Source organism: Salmonella sp. NW1250, assembly GCF_051812965.1.
GTDB lineage: Bacteria > Pseudomonadota > Gammaproteobacteria > Enterobacterales > Enterobacteriaceae > Salmonella > Salmonella enterica.
In genome coordinates, this window is record NZ_JAMNDD010000009.1 from 78,119 (window position 1) to 90,992 (window position 12,874).

Consider the following 12,874-nt stretch of genomic DNA (forward strand, 5'->3'; position numbering starts at 1 on the left):
TAGTCCTTATCCCTGCGGCTGGTTGCTGATCAGCCGCGACATGGTTTCCAGCGAATCCGTGCGCAGAATATACAGCCTTTTGAGCAGCATCGGATTATCTCCCGGCTTCACCTTCCCTCTCACCGTGGTGACCGCCAGATGGAAACCGGCGTCTTTTGCTGCTTTGATCGCGGTCGCGTTATAACCGCCAAAGGGATAAGAAAGATAAAATACGTGCGGAGTAAACTGTGCGAGCGCCCGCCGCGAGCGTTCAAAATCAAACAGAATATTATGGTAGCTGCGGCTATATAAAATCGGGCGACGATGCCCGTCTACCCGATGTAAAAAGTGGGTATGCGACTGAAAATCAAAAACGTCGCTTATCTTGCGCAATTCGGACACGCTCATAAATTGCAGCGATCTGGGATTCCATGTTTGCGGATGGCGCTTAATACGCGATGAGATAATAAATGCCGTCGCTTTCATACCGTACTGCTTTAATACCGGATACGCATAGCGACTCACCGATTTAAGGCCATCGTCAAAGGTGATAACCACCGCGCGCGCCGGGAAATTGGCGCGGTTATGGATGTAATCCTCCAGTTGGTACATTGTCAACGTGGCATAGCCGCGATCGCGAAGCCAGGTCATTTGGTTGCTGAATGCCCGAACCGAAGTCGTGGTGGACGTATGGCGAAAACGGGTATTCTCTTCATCACGTAAGATGTGATGATAGGTCAAAATCGGAATGCCGTTGTCTTCCTGCGCATCCATGGCGCTGACATAAGCCAGCCTGTCGCCAATACGGATCTGATACCAGGTTTGATGTAGCCGACCTTGCAGCTTGCTAATAATGGGGTAACGCAAATTATCCACCAATACGCCAAACGGGGCGCTACTGATGTCCGGCGCGTTATACACCGGCGTGTCCTTCCAGGTCACCAGATTCTGATTGCTGAGCGGCTTGTTAAGATCGCCCAGGCCATCTTCCACTTTTTGTTTTCCCTGCACGGATTCCAGATGGCCTTTATCGATAAAGCCCACACCGAAGCCGAATTTAAAGGCATAATAATCAGCCGCAACAGGCGTTACGGAAAGAATTTGTCCGGCGCGGATATTCCCTACGGTCACCATTTTGTCGCCAATCTGCGACCAGATGGCGGCATCTTTCGTCGTTTGCATATAACGAGCGGGCAAGGCAGCCAACACATTACCGGCGAAAAAGAACAGCAAGATAAGAACAACGCGCATAACCATATATCATAACCGAGGCGAAAAAACGCCGTCATTGTAGCAAAAGCGTCGTCAATGGTATTGATCAAAACTCATACGAATCATGCAGCAATACAAAAGGCGGATTTTTCTGCTGCTGATGCCAGAGACTGGTGACATCCGGCGCGCCAAGCGCGACAATCTGGTCGCGAAATGCTGAACTGCTCATTGACTCTCGCCATGGAATCATTTCCTCCATCAATGAATAGCTGACACCGGAAATAACTTCACATTGAGAATGTTTATGGCTCATCAGCGACGCTACACGATAAGGCGCCGCGCCGGAAATGTCGGTTAAAAATATCACGCCTTCACCGGAGTCGGTGGCATGGAGGGCGTCACACATCATGCGGCTGAGCATATTTACGCTTAACCCACGCCAGAAATTGACCGCCCGACACTGCGCCAACGGCCCATACTTCTTTTCAAGACCTTCGAGCATTTCCTGCGCCCGATCGTCATGACAGGAAATGACCCATCCCAGCATAACTTCTCCTCCATTGAGCTCCAATCCTGCATGATGTCAGCATGTTTTTTTGGCCGACAATACACTATGACCACGATCATTTTTTATTCAAAAAAATTTGCATTATTTTTAAAATTGTTAACAGCCTTCATAGAACCTGGCCCATTAAAGGGTAATCACGGCGATTCAATTAAACAAACACTCACCAAAATAATTGATTAAATATATATTATAAATATTTCATATTTATGTTTTCTGAATTTTTCTTCGCTCCGCAAAAATCATCGGACATTATATTTACTCATTCGGCAATAAAAAGAACAATAACTTTCCACACTATAGATATTGTTACTATGTCAATATTTATAATATCTTAAAGGATCAAAGATAATGAAACTCACCTTAAAAACACTCACTGTGGCACTGGCTGCCATCACCCTCTCCCCCGCCGCGCTGGCCGACACCGCCAAAGACGGCACCGTACATATCACCGGCCTCATTAAGCAAAACGCCTGTACGGTAAAAACGGATTCAGTAGAGGTGACATTACAGGACGAATTTGCCTCTCTTTTTACTGCCGCAGGGCAGACGGCAGGGGATAAAGACTTCACCATCGAACTCGAAAACTGCGACGCAAACGTCTACAGCAGTGTACAGGCGCGCTTTGAAGGCACACTCGACGGAACCGATGCGACCATCCTGAAAAATGAGGATGATGCTGAGAATATTGGCGTGCAAATTCTTGATAAATCTAGCACCCCTATGACCTTTAACGATCTTCAGGCATGGTCTGCCGCAGTCGTGCTCACAGAGGGGGTGACGGAACTCTCAATGCCTTTCACCGCCCGCTATATCTCCACCGCGGTTCCCGTTAAGTCGGGAACGGTCGATGCAACCGCAACATTCTATCTGCAATATAACTGATCCTGGTGGCCAGCGTCGGCTGGCCCCTTTGTTTATTGAGGTCATCAATGAATTCATTGGCTAAAGCAGGGTTGCTTTGTTGCCTGTTGTGCGGTTCGCTGGCGCATGCCGCAGGGATAAACATCGGCACAACGCGGGTTATTTTTCACGGCGATGCCAAAGATGCGTCCATATCGATAAGCAATAGCGACAACGTTCCCTATTTAATTCAGTCCTGGGCGCAATCGATCAGCGAAACCGGGGCGAGCGGCGATGCGCCGTTTATGGTCACCCCGCCGCTTTTTCGCCTTAATGGCGGGCAAAAGAACGTACTACGAATTATCCGTACCGGCGGCAATTTGCCGGAAGATCGCGAGTCGCTGTACTGGCTGGATATTAAATCGATTCCCAGCAGCAATCCGGACAATAAACACAACACACTCATGCTGGCCGTTAAAGCGGAATTTAAGCTGATTTACCGGCCAAAAGCGTTAACCCAAAAACCAGAAGAGGTTGCCGATCGGTTAACGTGGTCGCGTCAGGGTCGCACGCTCACCGTGAAGAACCCCACGCCCTATTATATGAACTTCGCCACCCTTTCCGTTGGCAGTCAAAAAGTGAAAGCCCCGCGCTATGTGGCGCCTTTCGGCAACGCGCAGTACACGCTGCCTGCCGCCGCCAGCGGCCCGATTGTCTGGTCTATCATCAACGATTTTGGCGGTATTGGCCCCGAACATAAACAAACGCCTTGAGAAGAGTGACAGGGATGAGAGTGCCGATGTGCAAAAGGCAACACCGGGTATTTTATTTATCGCGCTGCGCTGTGTGTATCGCGCTGGGCAGCACGTTCACACACGTTGCATGGGCGCGCGACTATTTCAATCCGGCATTTATTGAAAACCATGGGCAGGCGAATCGCACAAGCGTCGATCTGTCGACATTTGATAACGACAAAAGCCAGCTGCCTGGCACCTATTACGTCACTATCAATATCAATAAAACAGAAATCGGCGCACAAAACGTTGATTTTCAACTCGCGACGCTCAGTGACGGTCAACAGGCATTACAGGGCTGTTTACGGCTCCAGGAACTAAAAGATAACGGCGTCAAAACCGACCTTTTTCCAACGCTGGAGAGTGAAAAAGGCTGCGTCGATCTCAACGTTATCCCCGGCGCCAGCCAGCGGTTTGATTTTCAGCGACAGGCATTATCAGTAAGCATCCCGCAACTCTACATCGCCAACAACGCGCGCGGCTACGTACCGCCGGAAAAGTGGCAGGAGGGGATTACCGCGCTGATGCTGAACTACAGCTTCAGCGGCTATAAAGAGTACGGTTCCAGCGAGGATTCCGACGATGCGGAATCGAAGTATCTCGCTCTCCAGCCGGGTTTTAACCTCGGGCCGTGGCGTTTTCGCAACTACAGTAACTGGAGTTCAAATAACGGCGAGAGCGGTAGCTGGAACAGCGTTTATAACTATTTACAGCGCGACATTATCGCGCTGAAAAGCCAGTTCACCGCCGGAGACAGCAATACGCCATCCGACGTGTTCGACAGCGTACCTTTTCGCGGCCTCCAGCTCACCTCTGACGATCAAATGCAGCCCAACAGCCAGCGTGGTTACGCCCCGACGATTCGCGGCATCGCCCGCTCAAACGCGCAGGTTATCGTGCGGCAAAACGGCTATATCGCCTATCAGACCGCCGTTTCGCCGGGCGAATTTGAAATCAACGATATGTTTCCCACCGGCAGCAACGGCGACTATGACGTAACGGTAAAAGAAGCCGACGGCAGCGAACAGCATTTTATCGTGCCCTACTCTTCGCTGCCGATTCTGCAGCGCACCGGACGGGCAAAATACAGCGTGACCGTGGGTAAATATCGCGATTATAACAACCACACGCTGGACGACTTCGGCCAGGCAACCCTGCTGTACGGCCTGCCGTGGGGCATCACCCTGTACGGCGGCAGCCAGATTGCCGGCGATAAATACCAGTCCGTCGCCTTCGGCGTCGGGCAAAATATGCAGATGCTGGGGGCCATTTCCCTGGACGGCATCTGGTCGCACGCCAAATTTGACGATGGCCGCAAAGAAATCGGGCAATCCTGGCGCGTCCGCTACAGCAAGGGCGTCGTCAGTACGGGCACCACGTTTTCGCTGGCTGGCTATCGTTACGCCAGCGAAAACTACAATTCGCTGAGCGAGGTGATCAACCCGGACGACGATTTTTATGATAACTACGGCAAGCGCCATAATCGTTTCGAAGCCTCGGTCAACCAGCAAATTAGCGATACGCTCGGTTCCTTAACGCTAAGTTGGGTAAAAGAAGATTACTGGCACAGCGCGCAGCAGATGGAGTCTCTGAGCGCCAGCTACAACAATAGCTGGGGTCCGGTGAGCTATACGCTGAGCTACAGCTATAACAAAAACACCTACCAGTACCGATCGGACAATGACGATGATGATAACGACGACGATCGTTATAACCAGAACGATCGGCTGTTCACGCTGTCGCTGCACGTTCCGTTTACGGTGTTCGATTCCAGGCTATACGCCAGCTATATGCTGAACACGCGTAAGCACGATGCCACGGTGAACAGCACCACCCTTAGCGGCACCGCGCTGCGTGACAGAAACCTGAACTGGTCGTTACAGCAGAGCCACAGCACACAAGACGGTGATTCCGGCGGGGTAAACGCCAGCTATAAAGGCACTTATGCCAACCTCAACGCCGGTTACAATCAGTCGCCAGATAGCCAACAGGTCAGCTACGGCATCAGCGGCGGCATTCTGGCGCACGAAAACGGTATTACCCTGAGCCAGCCGATTACCGGCGCGGCGATTTTAATTAAAGCGCCCGGCGCCAGCGGCGTTTCGGTTGAAAACCAGACCGGCGTCGCCACCGACTTCCGGGGTTATACGGTGATCCCCAACGTCACGCCGTATTATCGCTACGATATCTCGCTCGACAGCAGCACGTTTGCCGACAACGTGGATATTCCGCTCAACAACCAGACCGTCTACCCGACGCGTAATGCGGTGGTGCGCGCGGCGTATGACACGCATAAGGGCTATCGCGTGCTGTTAACGCTGACGCGCAGCAATGGCGAGCCCGTGCCCTTTGGCGCGACGGCAAGCGTCGATGGGCAGGATGCGAACCTGGCCAGTATCGTCGGCGATAAAGGCCAGGTCTTCCTCAGCGGCCTGCCGGAAGAGGGCCTGCTGCTGGTGAACTGGGGAAGCGCCTCTTGCCGCGCGGATTACCGCCTTGATATCAGCAAAAATATGAACGGCATCGTGATGGCGAACGCCGTCTGCCAGTGAGGAACACAATGAAGAATTTATGGATGCTGCTGGCGCTGGCGCTATTTTCAGGCCATGCGCTGGCAGAAGGAACGATGGGCAACGGAAGCGGCTGGTGTCAACCCACCAGCGGCACGCATAATTTTCCTTTTAGTTTTAATCAAACCATTACCGATACGGATGGGAACCAGACGGGAACCATCGTTGAAGAGCACTGGTCAGCAGGCGGAGAATATTCGGCTAAATGCGACTGCGATAACAGTGATTATCGCGGGTACAACTATTTCACCGCGACCACCGGTGATCTGACGCAGAAAGGCACGCACAGCGAGACGCGATACTACGGACATATGGATTACTATGTCCTCGTGGCAGGCAAACTGGAAATTGGCACCGAAGCGTATGTAGCCGGGAAGTTGAACCAGAATATTCCTGTCCCGTTTTCCTCAATCAGCAATGAAGATAGTTCCGCAGGCGGCTGTGGCGATGCAGAAATGAAATCAATGACGGCGGGCAATAAAGGCACGGTAAGGATTTATATTACTCATCCTTTGGTCGGCGAAATCTCGATCCCGCAAACAACGATCATGAATCTCTATTTATCAAAAACGCCGGGCAGCAGCGGAGATAATATTCCCCCCGCCGTTCCCCCTGTCGCGCACGTCACCATGTCCGGAACTATTACCGTGCCGCAGTCCTGTTCCATCAACGCCGGGCAGGTTATCGAGGTCAGGCTGCCGGATATTGAGGGCAAAGATATTCGTAATCTCGGCGACAGTCCGCAGAACTCGCACGTCACCACTCAGGTAAACTTTACCTGTAGCAACGTGGCGGACGGCACCAACCTGTCAATGTCATTGAACGGAGAAACCGATCCGCACAACCCGGAATACCTGAAAACCGACAATGAGAATTTAGGGATACGGATTTCCGATAAATACGATAAGACCATCGTTCCCGGCGGTAGCGCCGAATTGCCGATTGAAGATTACACAGACGGTAAAGGCAGCACCGAGTTCACCGCCGCGCCGGTCAATACCACCGGACATGTTCCCCACACCGGAGAATACCAGGCTACCGCCACGCTGGAGATTCAGATTCGCTGAGAGAAGCGTTGGGTTTCAGCAAGCCTCCCCCCACCTACAGCCCCGTAACCCATTGATATTACGGCCCCGTAGATGGGATGAAGCGAGGTGCAACCCAACGCCCCTGTCAACGCTTAACTGCGCAACCCGCGCCCACGCTGGATCAGCGACCAGCACAGCAGGTAGAAAGCGGCGATAAAGATCACCAGTACGCCAAACGTCGTCACCAGCGGTACATCATGGATACCCAGGAAGCCGTAGCGGAAGCCGCTGATCATGTAGACGATCGGGTTCAGGTGCGACAGCCCTTGCCAGAACGGCGGCAACAGCGTCAGCGAGTAAAATACCCCGCCGAGGTAGGTCAGCGGCGTCAGCACAAAGGTCGGGATCAGACTGATATCATCAAAGGTTTTCGCAAACACGGCGTTCAGCAGTCCGGCCAGCGAGAACAGAATCGCGGTCAGAATCAGCGTTAGCGCGACAAATACCCAGGAATGCACCTGGAAAGGCACGAAAAAGAGCGAAATCGCCGTCACCAGAATCCCCACGCACAGCCCGCGCGCTACGCCGCCGCCGACAAATCCGGCGATGATCACGTGCGTTGGTACCGGCGCGACCAGCAGTTCCTCAATATTGCGCTGAAACTTGGCGCTAAAAAATGACGACGCGACATTCGCGTAGGAGTTAGTAATGACCGCCATCATAATCAGGCCCGGCACAATAAATTGCATATAGCTAAAACCATGCATTTCGCCGATGCGCGAACCAATCAGGTTGCCGAAAATAATAAAATAGAGCGTCATGGTGATGACGGGCGGCACCAGCGTTTGCACCCAGATCCGCATAAAGCGGTGAATCTCTTTCGCCCAGATGCTTTTAAGGGCAACCCAGTAAAGCTGCATCATGCGCGATCTCCTTGTTTTTCATGCACCAGCGACACAAACAGTTCTTCCAGACGGTTGGCTTTATTACGCATACTTAATACCTGAACCCCCTGCTCGCTCAGTTGACTAAAGACGCTGTTAACCCCTTGCTCGCGTAACACTTCCACCTCCAGAGTCGAGGTATCCACCAGACGATATTGATAACCCGTAAGCTTAGGTAGCGGGCTTTTTGGCGCTAAATCCAGAATAAACGTCTCCGATTTCAGCTTTGAAAGCAGATTTTTCATGGAGGTATTTTCCACCAGCTCGCCGTGCTGAATAATACCGATATTACGGCACAGCATTTCCGCCTCTTCCAGATAGTGGGTGGTGAGAATAATGGTGGTGCCTTTGGCGTTTAAGTCTTTCAGGAATCCCCACATCGAGCGACGCAATTCGATATCGACGCCCGCCGTCGGCTCGTCGAGAATCAATAGCTTAGGTTCATGCATCAATGCGCGGGCGATCATCAGGCGGCGTTTCATCCCACCAGAGAGCATCCGCGCACGTTCACTACGTTTTTCCCACAGATCGAGCTGTTTTAAATACTTTTCGCTACGTAAAACCGCCTCTTTATGTTCCACGCCGTAGTAACCGGCCTGATTCACTACGATCTGCTGCACCGTTTCAAACGGGTTAAAGTTAAACTCCTGTGGCACCAGTCCAAGCTGTCGCTTGGCGTTGACCACGTCTTTTTCCAGGTCGTAACCAAAAACGTTAACGCGCCCGGACGTTTTATTAACCAATGAGCTGATAATACCGATGGTGGTCGATTTCCCTGCTCCATTTGGCCCCAGAAGCGCGTAAAAATCCCCCGCTTCGACCTGCAAATCTATGCCGCGCAGCGCCTGAACGCCGCCGGGATAGGTTTTTTTAAGTTGTTGAAGTTCCAGCGCAATGGTCATAAATTCTCACTTACTTTACGTTCTTACACTTTATATATGGTTTAAATAACTACGGAGTTGCCCTATATTAGCCCAACGCACTTATTTGGTTACAGGTCGTTAACTTCCATGAAAGACATAGATACACTCATCAGCAACAATGCACTATGGTCAAAAATGCTGGTGGAAGAGGACCCCGGATTTTTTGAGAAACTGGCGCAAGCGCAAAAACCGCGCTTTCTATGGATTGGATGTTCCGACAGCCGCGTTCCCGCAGAGCGTTTAACCGGGCTTGAACCGGGCGAATTGTTTGTTCACCGTAATGTGGCTAACCTGGTTATTCACACCGATCTGAACTGTCTCTCCGTGGTTCAGTATGCGGTAGATGTTCTGGAAGTTGAGCATATTATCATTTGCGGCCACTCCGGTTGCGGCGGTATCAAGGCTGCGGTAGAAAACCCTGAGCTGGGCTTGATTAATAACTGGCTGCTGCATATCCGCGACATCTGGCTTAAACATAGCTCGCTGTTGGGAAAAATGCCCGAAGAGCAACGTCTGGACGCGCTCTATGAATTGAACGTCATGGAGCAGGTCTATAACCTGGGGCATTCCACCATTATGCAGTCAGCGTGGAAACGCGGGCAGAATGTGACCATTCACGGCTGGGCGTACAGTATCAATGATGGCCTGCTGCGCGATCTTGACGTCACCGCCACCAACAGAGAAACGCTGGAGAACGGCTATCATAAGGGTATCTCCGCCCTAAGTCTGAAATACATTCCCCACCAATAAGCAATTAGCTATAGGCCGGATAAGTCGCTTTAGCGACGCCATCCGGCATTTCTGCGCTTACTCGTCCAGCAGCACCACTTTACCAACATACGGTAGATGGCGATAACGCTGGGCGTAGTCGATACCGTAACCGACTACAAATTCGTCCGGAATCGAAAAGCCAACGAACTCAACCGGCACGTCCACTTCGCGGCGAGACGGTTTATCCAGCAGCGTACAAATCGCCAGCGATTTCGGCTCGCGCAGGCCCAGGATTTCACGGACCTTCGACAGCGTATTACCGGAATCAATAATGTCTTCGACAATCAGCACGTCTTTACCGCGAATATCCTCATCCAGATCTTTGAGGATTTTCACGTCGCGGGTGGTGGACATGCCGCTACCATAACTGGAGGCGGTCATAAAATCGACTTCATGAGGAACCTGGACTTCACGGCACAGGTCCGCCATAAACATAAATGAGCCACGCAACAGACCTACCAGCACCATTTCACTGCCGCTGTCTTTATAACGTTCGGTAATCTGACGACCCAGCTCGGCAATACGTGCTTTGATCTCCGCTTCGGGGATCATGACTTCAACAGTATGTTTCATATTTATAACCATATGATTTAAAAACAAATCACTCAATGCCGGTGACTAATAACGCCGCATTGACGCGCAAGGCACGCAGTATAACAGCAAACGTATTCATTCGCGGCATTTGATAAGAAAGCTCATTTTGTGATGACGATCACACATGTTAATTCCTATACTTAATTGCTACTAAAAAATTTACAATTTGGGATGGTGTCTTTTTATGGCAGAAAATAACGCACGATCGCCACGATTACTCGTGACGCTGACGGCCCTCTTTGCAGCACTTTGTGGGCTGTATCTTCTTATCGGAGGTGTCTGGCTGGTTGCTATTGGCGGTTCCTGGTACTACCCCATCGCGGGCCTCGTGATGCTGGTTGTGGCCGGATTGCTATGGCGCAGTAAACGTGCCGCACTGTGGCTGTATGCCGCCCTGCTGCTGGCGACAATGATTTGGGGCGTGTGGGAAGTCGGGTTCGACTTCTGGGCGCTCACGCCGCGTAGCGATATCCTGGTGTTTTTCGGCATCTGGCTAATATTGCCGTTTGTCTGGCATCGGCTGGTGGTTCCTTCCAGCGGCGCAGTGGCGGCGCTGGTCGTGGCGCTGCTGATTAGCGGCGGCATTCTGACCTGGGCTGGCTTCAACGACCCGCAGGAGATCAACGGTACGCTTCGCGCCGACGCCACGCCCGCCGCAACAAGCTCGTCGATCGCCGACGAAGACTGGCCGGCCTATGGACGTAATCAGGAAGGCCAACGCTATTCGCCGCTGAAACAGATCACTGCGGATAACGTTCACCAACTGAAAGAAGCGTGGGTCTTCCGCACTGGCGATCTGAAACAACCCAACGATCCGGGCGAAATCACCAACGAAGTGACCCCGATTAAAGTCGGCGATACGCTTTATCTGTGTACAGCTCACCAGCGACTGTTCGCGCTGGACGCCGCCAGCGGTAAAGAGAAGTGGCATTTTGATCCTCAGTTGAAGACCGATTCGTCTTTCCAGCATGTGACCTGCCGCGGCGTCTCTTATCATGAGGCCAAAGCGGATACCGCCTCGCCGGAGGTCATCGCCGACTGTCCGCGCCGCATTATCCTTCCGGTCAATGACGGTCGCCTTTTCGCGGTGAATGCCGAAACCGGCAAGCTGTGTGAAACCTTCGCCAACAAAGGCGTCCTGAATCTGCAAACCAATATGCCGGACACCACGCCGGGACTGTATGAACCGACGTCGCCGCCGATTATCACCGATAAAACGATTGTCATTGCCGGTTCGGTCACGGATAACTTCTCTACCCGCGAAACGTCCGGCGTTATCCGTGGTTTTGATGTTAATACCGGTAAACTACTGTGGGCCTTCGATCCAGGGGCGAAAGATCCGAACGCGATTCCAGCCGATGAGCACTCTTTTACCTTTAACTCGCCGAACTCCTGGGCGCCTGCCGCCTATGATGCGAAACTGGATCTGGTCTATCTGCCGATGGGCGTGACCACGCCGGATATCTGGGGCGGTAACCGCACGCCGGAGCAGGAACGTTATGCCAGCTCCATCCTGGCGCTGAATGCCACCACCGGGAAACTGGCCTGGAGTTATCAGACCGTCCATCACGATCTGTGGGATATGGACCTGCCGGCACAGCCGACGCTGGCAGATATTACCGTTGACGGTACTACCGTTCCGGTTATCTATGCGCCAGCGAAAACCGGTAATATCTTTGTGCTCGACAGACGTAATGGCGAGTTGGTCGTGCCCGCCCCGGAAAAACCGGTCCCACAGGGCGCGGCAAAAGGCGATTACGTCGCCAAAACTCAGCCGTTCTCTGATTTAACCTTCCGCCCGAAAAAAGATCTCTCCGGCGCGGATATGTGGGGCGCGACCATGTTCGACCAACTGGTATGCCGCGTTATGTTCCACCAGTTGCGCTATGAAGGTATCTTCACCCCGCCGTCCGAGCAGGGGACATTGGTATTCCCTGGCAACCTGGGGATGTTTGAATGGGGCGGTATTTCCGTCGATCCAGACCGTCAGGTCGCTATCGCTAACCCGATGGCGCTGCCGTTTGTCTCGAAACTGATCCCACGCGGCCCAGGCAATCCAATGGAACCGCCGAAAGACGCGAAAGGTACCGGAACAGAAGCGGGTATTCAGCCACAGTACGGCGTACCGTTCGGCGTCACGCTGAATCCGTTCCTTTCGCCGTTTGGCCTGCCGTGTAAACAACCGGCCTGGGGCTATATTTCCGCGTTGGATCTGAAGACCAATGAAATCGTGTGGAAGAAACGTATAGGGACGCCGCGCGACAGTATGCCGTTCCCGATGCCGGTTCCGGTGCCGTTCAACATGGGGATGCCCATGCTCGGCGGGCCAATCTCAACCGCCGGTAACGTGCTGTTTATCGCCGCGACCGCCGACAACTACCTGCGCGCTTATAACATGAGCAACGGGGAAAAACTGTGGCAGGGACGTTTACCCGCCGGAGGCCAGGCAACGCCGATGACCTATGAGGTAAACGGTAAGCAGTACGTGGTCGTTTCTGCCGGAGGCCACGGTTCGTTTGGTACGAAGATGGGCGACTATATCGTGGCCTATGCTTTGCCTGACGACGCGAAATAACCATTAATGCCCGGCGTATGCCGGGCATTGTGCCGGGTGGCGGCTTCGCCTTACCCGGCCTGCGTCACAGACATCG

Annotated in this window: 11 protein-coding genes; 6 read left to right on the forward strand and 5 right to left on the reverse strand. The window is 52.6% G+C overall.

Annotation, left to right across the window (positions count from 1 at the left end; genetic code table 11):
* Positions 1–6: 6 nt before the first annotated feature.
* Both NBA72_RS16230 and NBA72_RS16235 read right to left on the reverse strand, forming a co-directional pair.
* The gene (locus NBA72_RS16230) at positions 7–1,236 is read right to left on the reverse strand and encodes a polysaccharide deacetylase family protein (RefSeq protein WP_000245316.1); all 1,230 of its coding nucleotides are present in this window, start codon (positions 1,234–1,236) and stop codon (positions 7–9) included.
* 61 nt (positions 1,237–1,297) lie between these two features.
* Positions 1,298–1,738, reverse strand: a complete 441-nt coding sequence (locus NBA72_RS16235) for a PTS sugar transporter subunit IIA (protein ID WP_000901958.1) — start codon at positions 1,736–1,738, stop codon at positions 1,298–1,300.
* Between the two features lie 369 nt (positions 1,739–2,107).
* Here NBA72_RS16235 and stiA point away from each other — a divergent pair, with 369 nt between their 5' ends.
* The 4 genes from stiA to NBA72_RS16255 are packed head-to-tail and all read left to right on the forward strand — an operon-like array spanning position 2,108 to position 7,030.
* On the forward strand, positions 2,108–2,641 hold the full coding sequence (gene stiA / locus NBA72_RS16240; protein WP_017441540.1) for a Sti fimbria major subunit StiA: 534 nt from the start codon (positions 2,108–2,110) through the stop codon (positions 2,639–2,641).
* A gap of 47 nt (positions 2,642–2,688) precedes the next feature.
* Positions 2,689–3,372: a fimbrial biogenesis chaperone StiB gene (stiB, locus tag NBA72_RS16245; protein ID WP_001086407.1), complete on the forward strand. Its 684-nt coding sequence runs from the start codon at positions 2,689–2,691 to the stop codon at positions 3,370–3,372.
* A gap of 26 nt (positions 3,373–3,398) precedes the next feature.
* Positions 3,399–5,945: a fimbrial outer membrane usher protein gene (locus NBA72_RS16250; RefSeq protein WP_042947561.1), complete on the forward strand. Its 2,547-nt coding sequence runs from the start codon at positions 3,399–3,401 to the stop codon at positions 5,943–5,945.
* A gap of 8 nt (positions 5,946–5,953) precedes the next feature.
* Positions 5,954–7,030: a fimbrial protein gene (locus tag NBA72_RS16255; protein ID WP_042947563.1), complete on the forward strand. Its 1,077-nt coding sequence runs from the start codon at positions 5,954–5,956 to the stop codon at positions 7,028–7,030.
* 113 nt (positions 7,031–7,143) lie between these two features.
* Here NBA72_RS16255 and NBA72_RS16260 read toward each other — a convergent pair whose 3' ends face one another.
* A complete protein-coding gene (locus tag NBA72_RS16260; RefSeq protein ID WP_000983418.1) occupies positions 7,144–7,914 on the reverse strand; it encodes an ABC transporter permease in 771 nt (256 codons plus the stop codon).
* Positions 7,911–8,837, reverse strand: coding sequence for an ABC transporter ATP-binding protein (locus tag NBA72_RS16265; RefSeq protein ID WP_000150628.1), 927 nt, complete (start codon positions 8,835–8,837; stop codon positions 7,911–7,913). Before NBA72_RS16265 ends, NBA72_RS16260 begins: the two co-directional genes overlap by 4 nt.
* 108 nt (positions 8,838–8,945) lie before the next feature.
* On the opposite strand from NBA72_RS16265, the gene can reads away from it, so the two are divergent.
* Complete coding sequence (can, locus tag NBA72_RS16270) at positions 8,946–9,608, forward strand: carbonate dehydratase (RefSeq protein WP_000651591.1); 663 nt, start codon at positions 8,946–8,948, stop codon at positions 9,606–9,608.
* Between the two features lie 57 nt (positions 9,609–9,665).
* Here can and hpt read toward each other — a convergent pair whose 3' ends face one another.
* The gene (gene hpt / locus NBA72_RS16275) at positions 9,666–10,202 is read right to left on the reverse strand and encodes a hypoxanthine phosphoribosyltransferase (RefSeq protein ID WP_000683342.1); all 537 of its coding nucleotides are present in this window, start codon (positions 10,200–10,202) and stop codon (positions 9,666–9,668) included.
* 205 nt (positions 10,203–10,407) lie between these two features.
* Between hpt and NBA72_RS16280 the strand changes: the two genes are divergently transcribed.
* Positions 10,408–12,798 (forward strand): glucose/quinate/shikimate family membrane-bound PQQ-dependent dehydrogenase, encoded by a 2,391-nt coding sequence (locus tag NBA72_RS16280; protein WP_023138984.1) that lies wholly within the window; start codon positions 10,408–10,410, stop codon positions 12,796–12,798.
* Positions 12,799–12,874: the final 76 nt, after the last annotated feature.

Excerpts from the sequence above, each read along its gene's own strand:
- NBA72_RS16230 (WP_000245316.1), bottom strand. The coding sequence starts at position 1,236 with ATGGTTATGCGCGTTGTTCTTATCTTGCTGTTCTTTTTCGCCGGTAAT.
- NBA72_RS16235 (WP_000901958.1), bottom strand. The coding sequence starts at position 1,738 with ATGCTGGGATGGGTCATTTCCTGTCATGACGATCGGGCGCAGGAAATG.
- stiA (WP_017441540.1), top strand. The coding sequence starts at position 2,108 with ATGAAACTCACCTTAAAAACACTCACTGTGGCACTGGCTGCCATCACC.
- stiB (WP_001086407.1), top strand. The coding sequence starts at position 2,689 with ATGAATTCATTGGCTAAAGCAGGGTTGCTTTGTTGCCTGTTGTGCGGT.
- NBA72_RS16250 (WP_042947561.1), top strand. The coding sequence starts at position 3,399 with ATGTGCAAAAGGCAACACCGGGTATTTTATTTATCGCGCTGCGCTGTG.
- NBA72_RS16255 (WP_042947563.1), top strand. The coding sequence starts at position 5,954 with ATGAAGAATTTATGGATGCTGCTGGCGCTGGCGCTATTTTCAGGCCAT.
- NBA72_RS16260 (WP_000983418.1), bottom strand. The coding sequence starts at position 7,914 with ATGATGCAGCTTTACTGGGTTGCCCTTAAAAGCATCTGGGCGAAAGAG.
- NBA72_RS16265 (WP_000150628.1), bottom strand. The coding sequence starts at position 8,837 with ATGACCATTGCGCTGGAACTTCAACAACTTAAAAAAACCTATCCCGGC.
- can (WP_000651591.1), top strand. The coding sequence starts at position 8,946 with ATGAAAGACATAGATACACTCATCAGCAACAATGCACTATGGTCAAAA.
- hpt (WP_000683342.1), bottom strand. The coding sequence starts at position 10,202 with ATGAAACATACTGTTGAAGTCATGATCCCCGAAGCGGAGATCAAAGCA.
- NBA72_RS16280 (WP_023138984.1), top strand. The coding sequence starts at position 10,408 with ATGGCAGAAAATAACGCACGATCGCCACGATTACTCGTGACGCTGACG.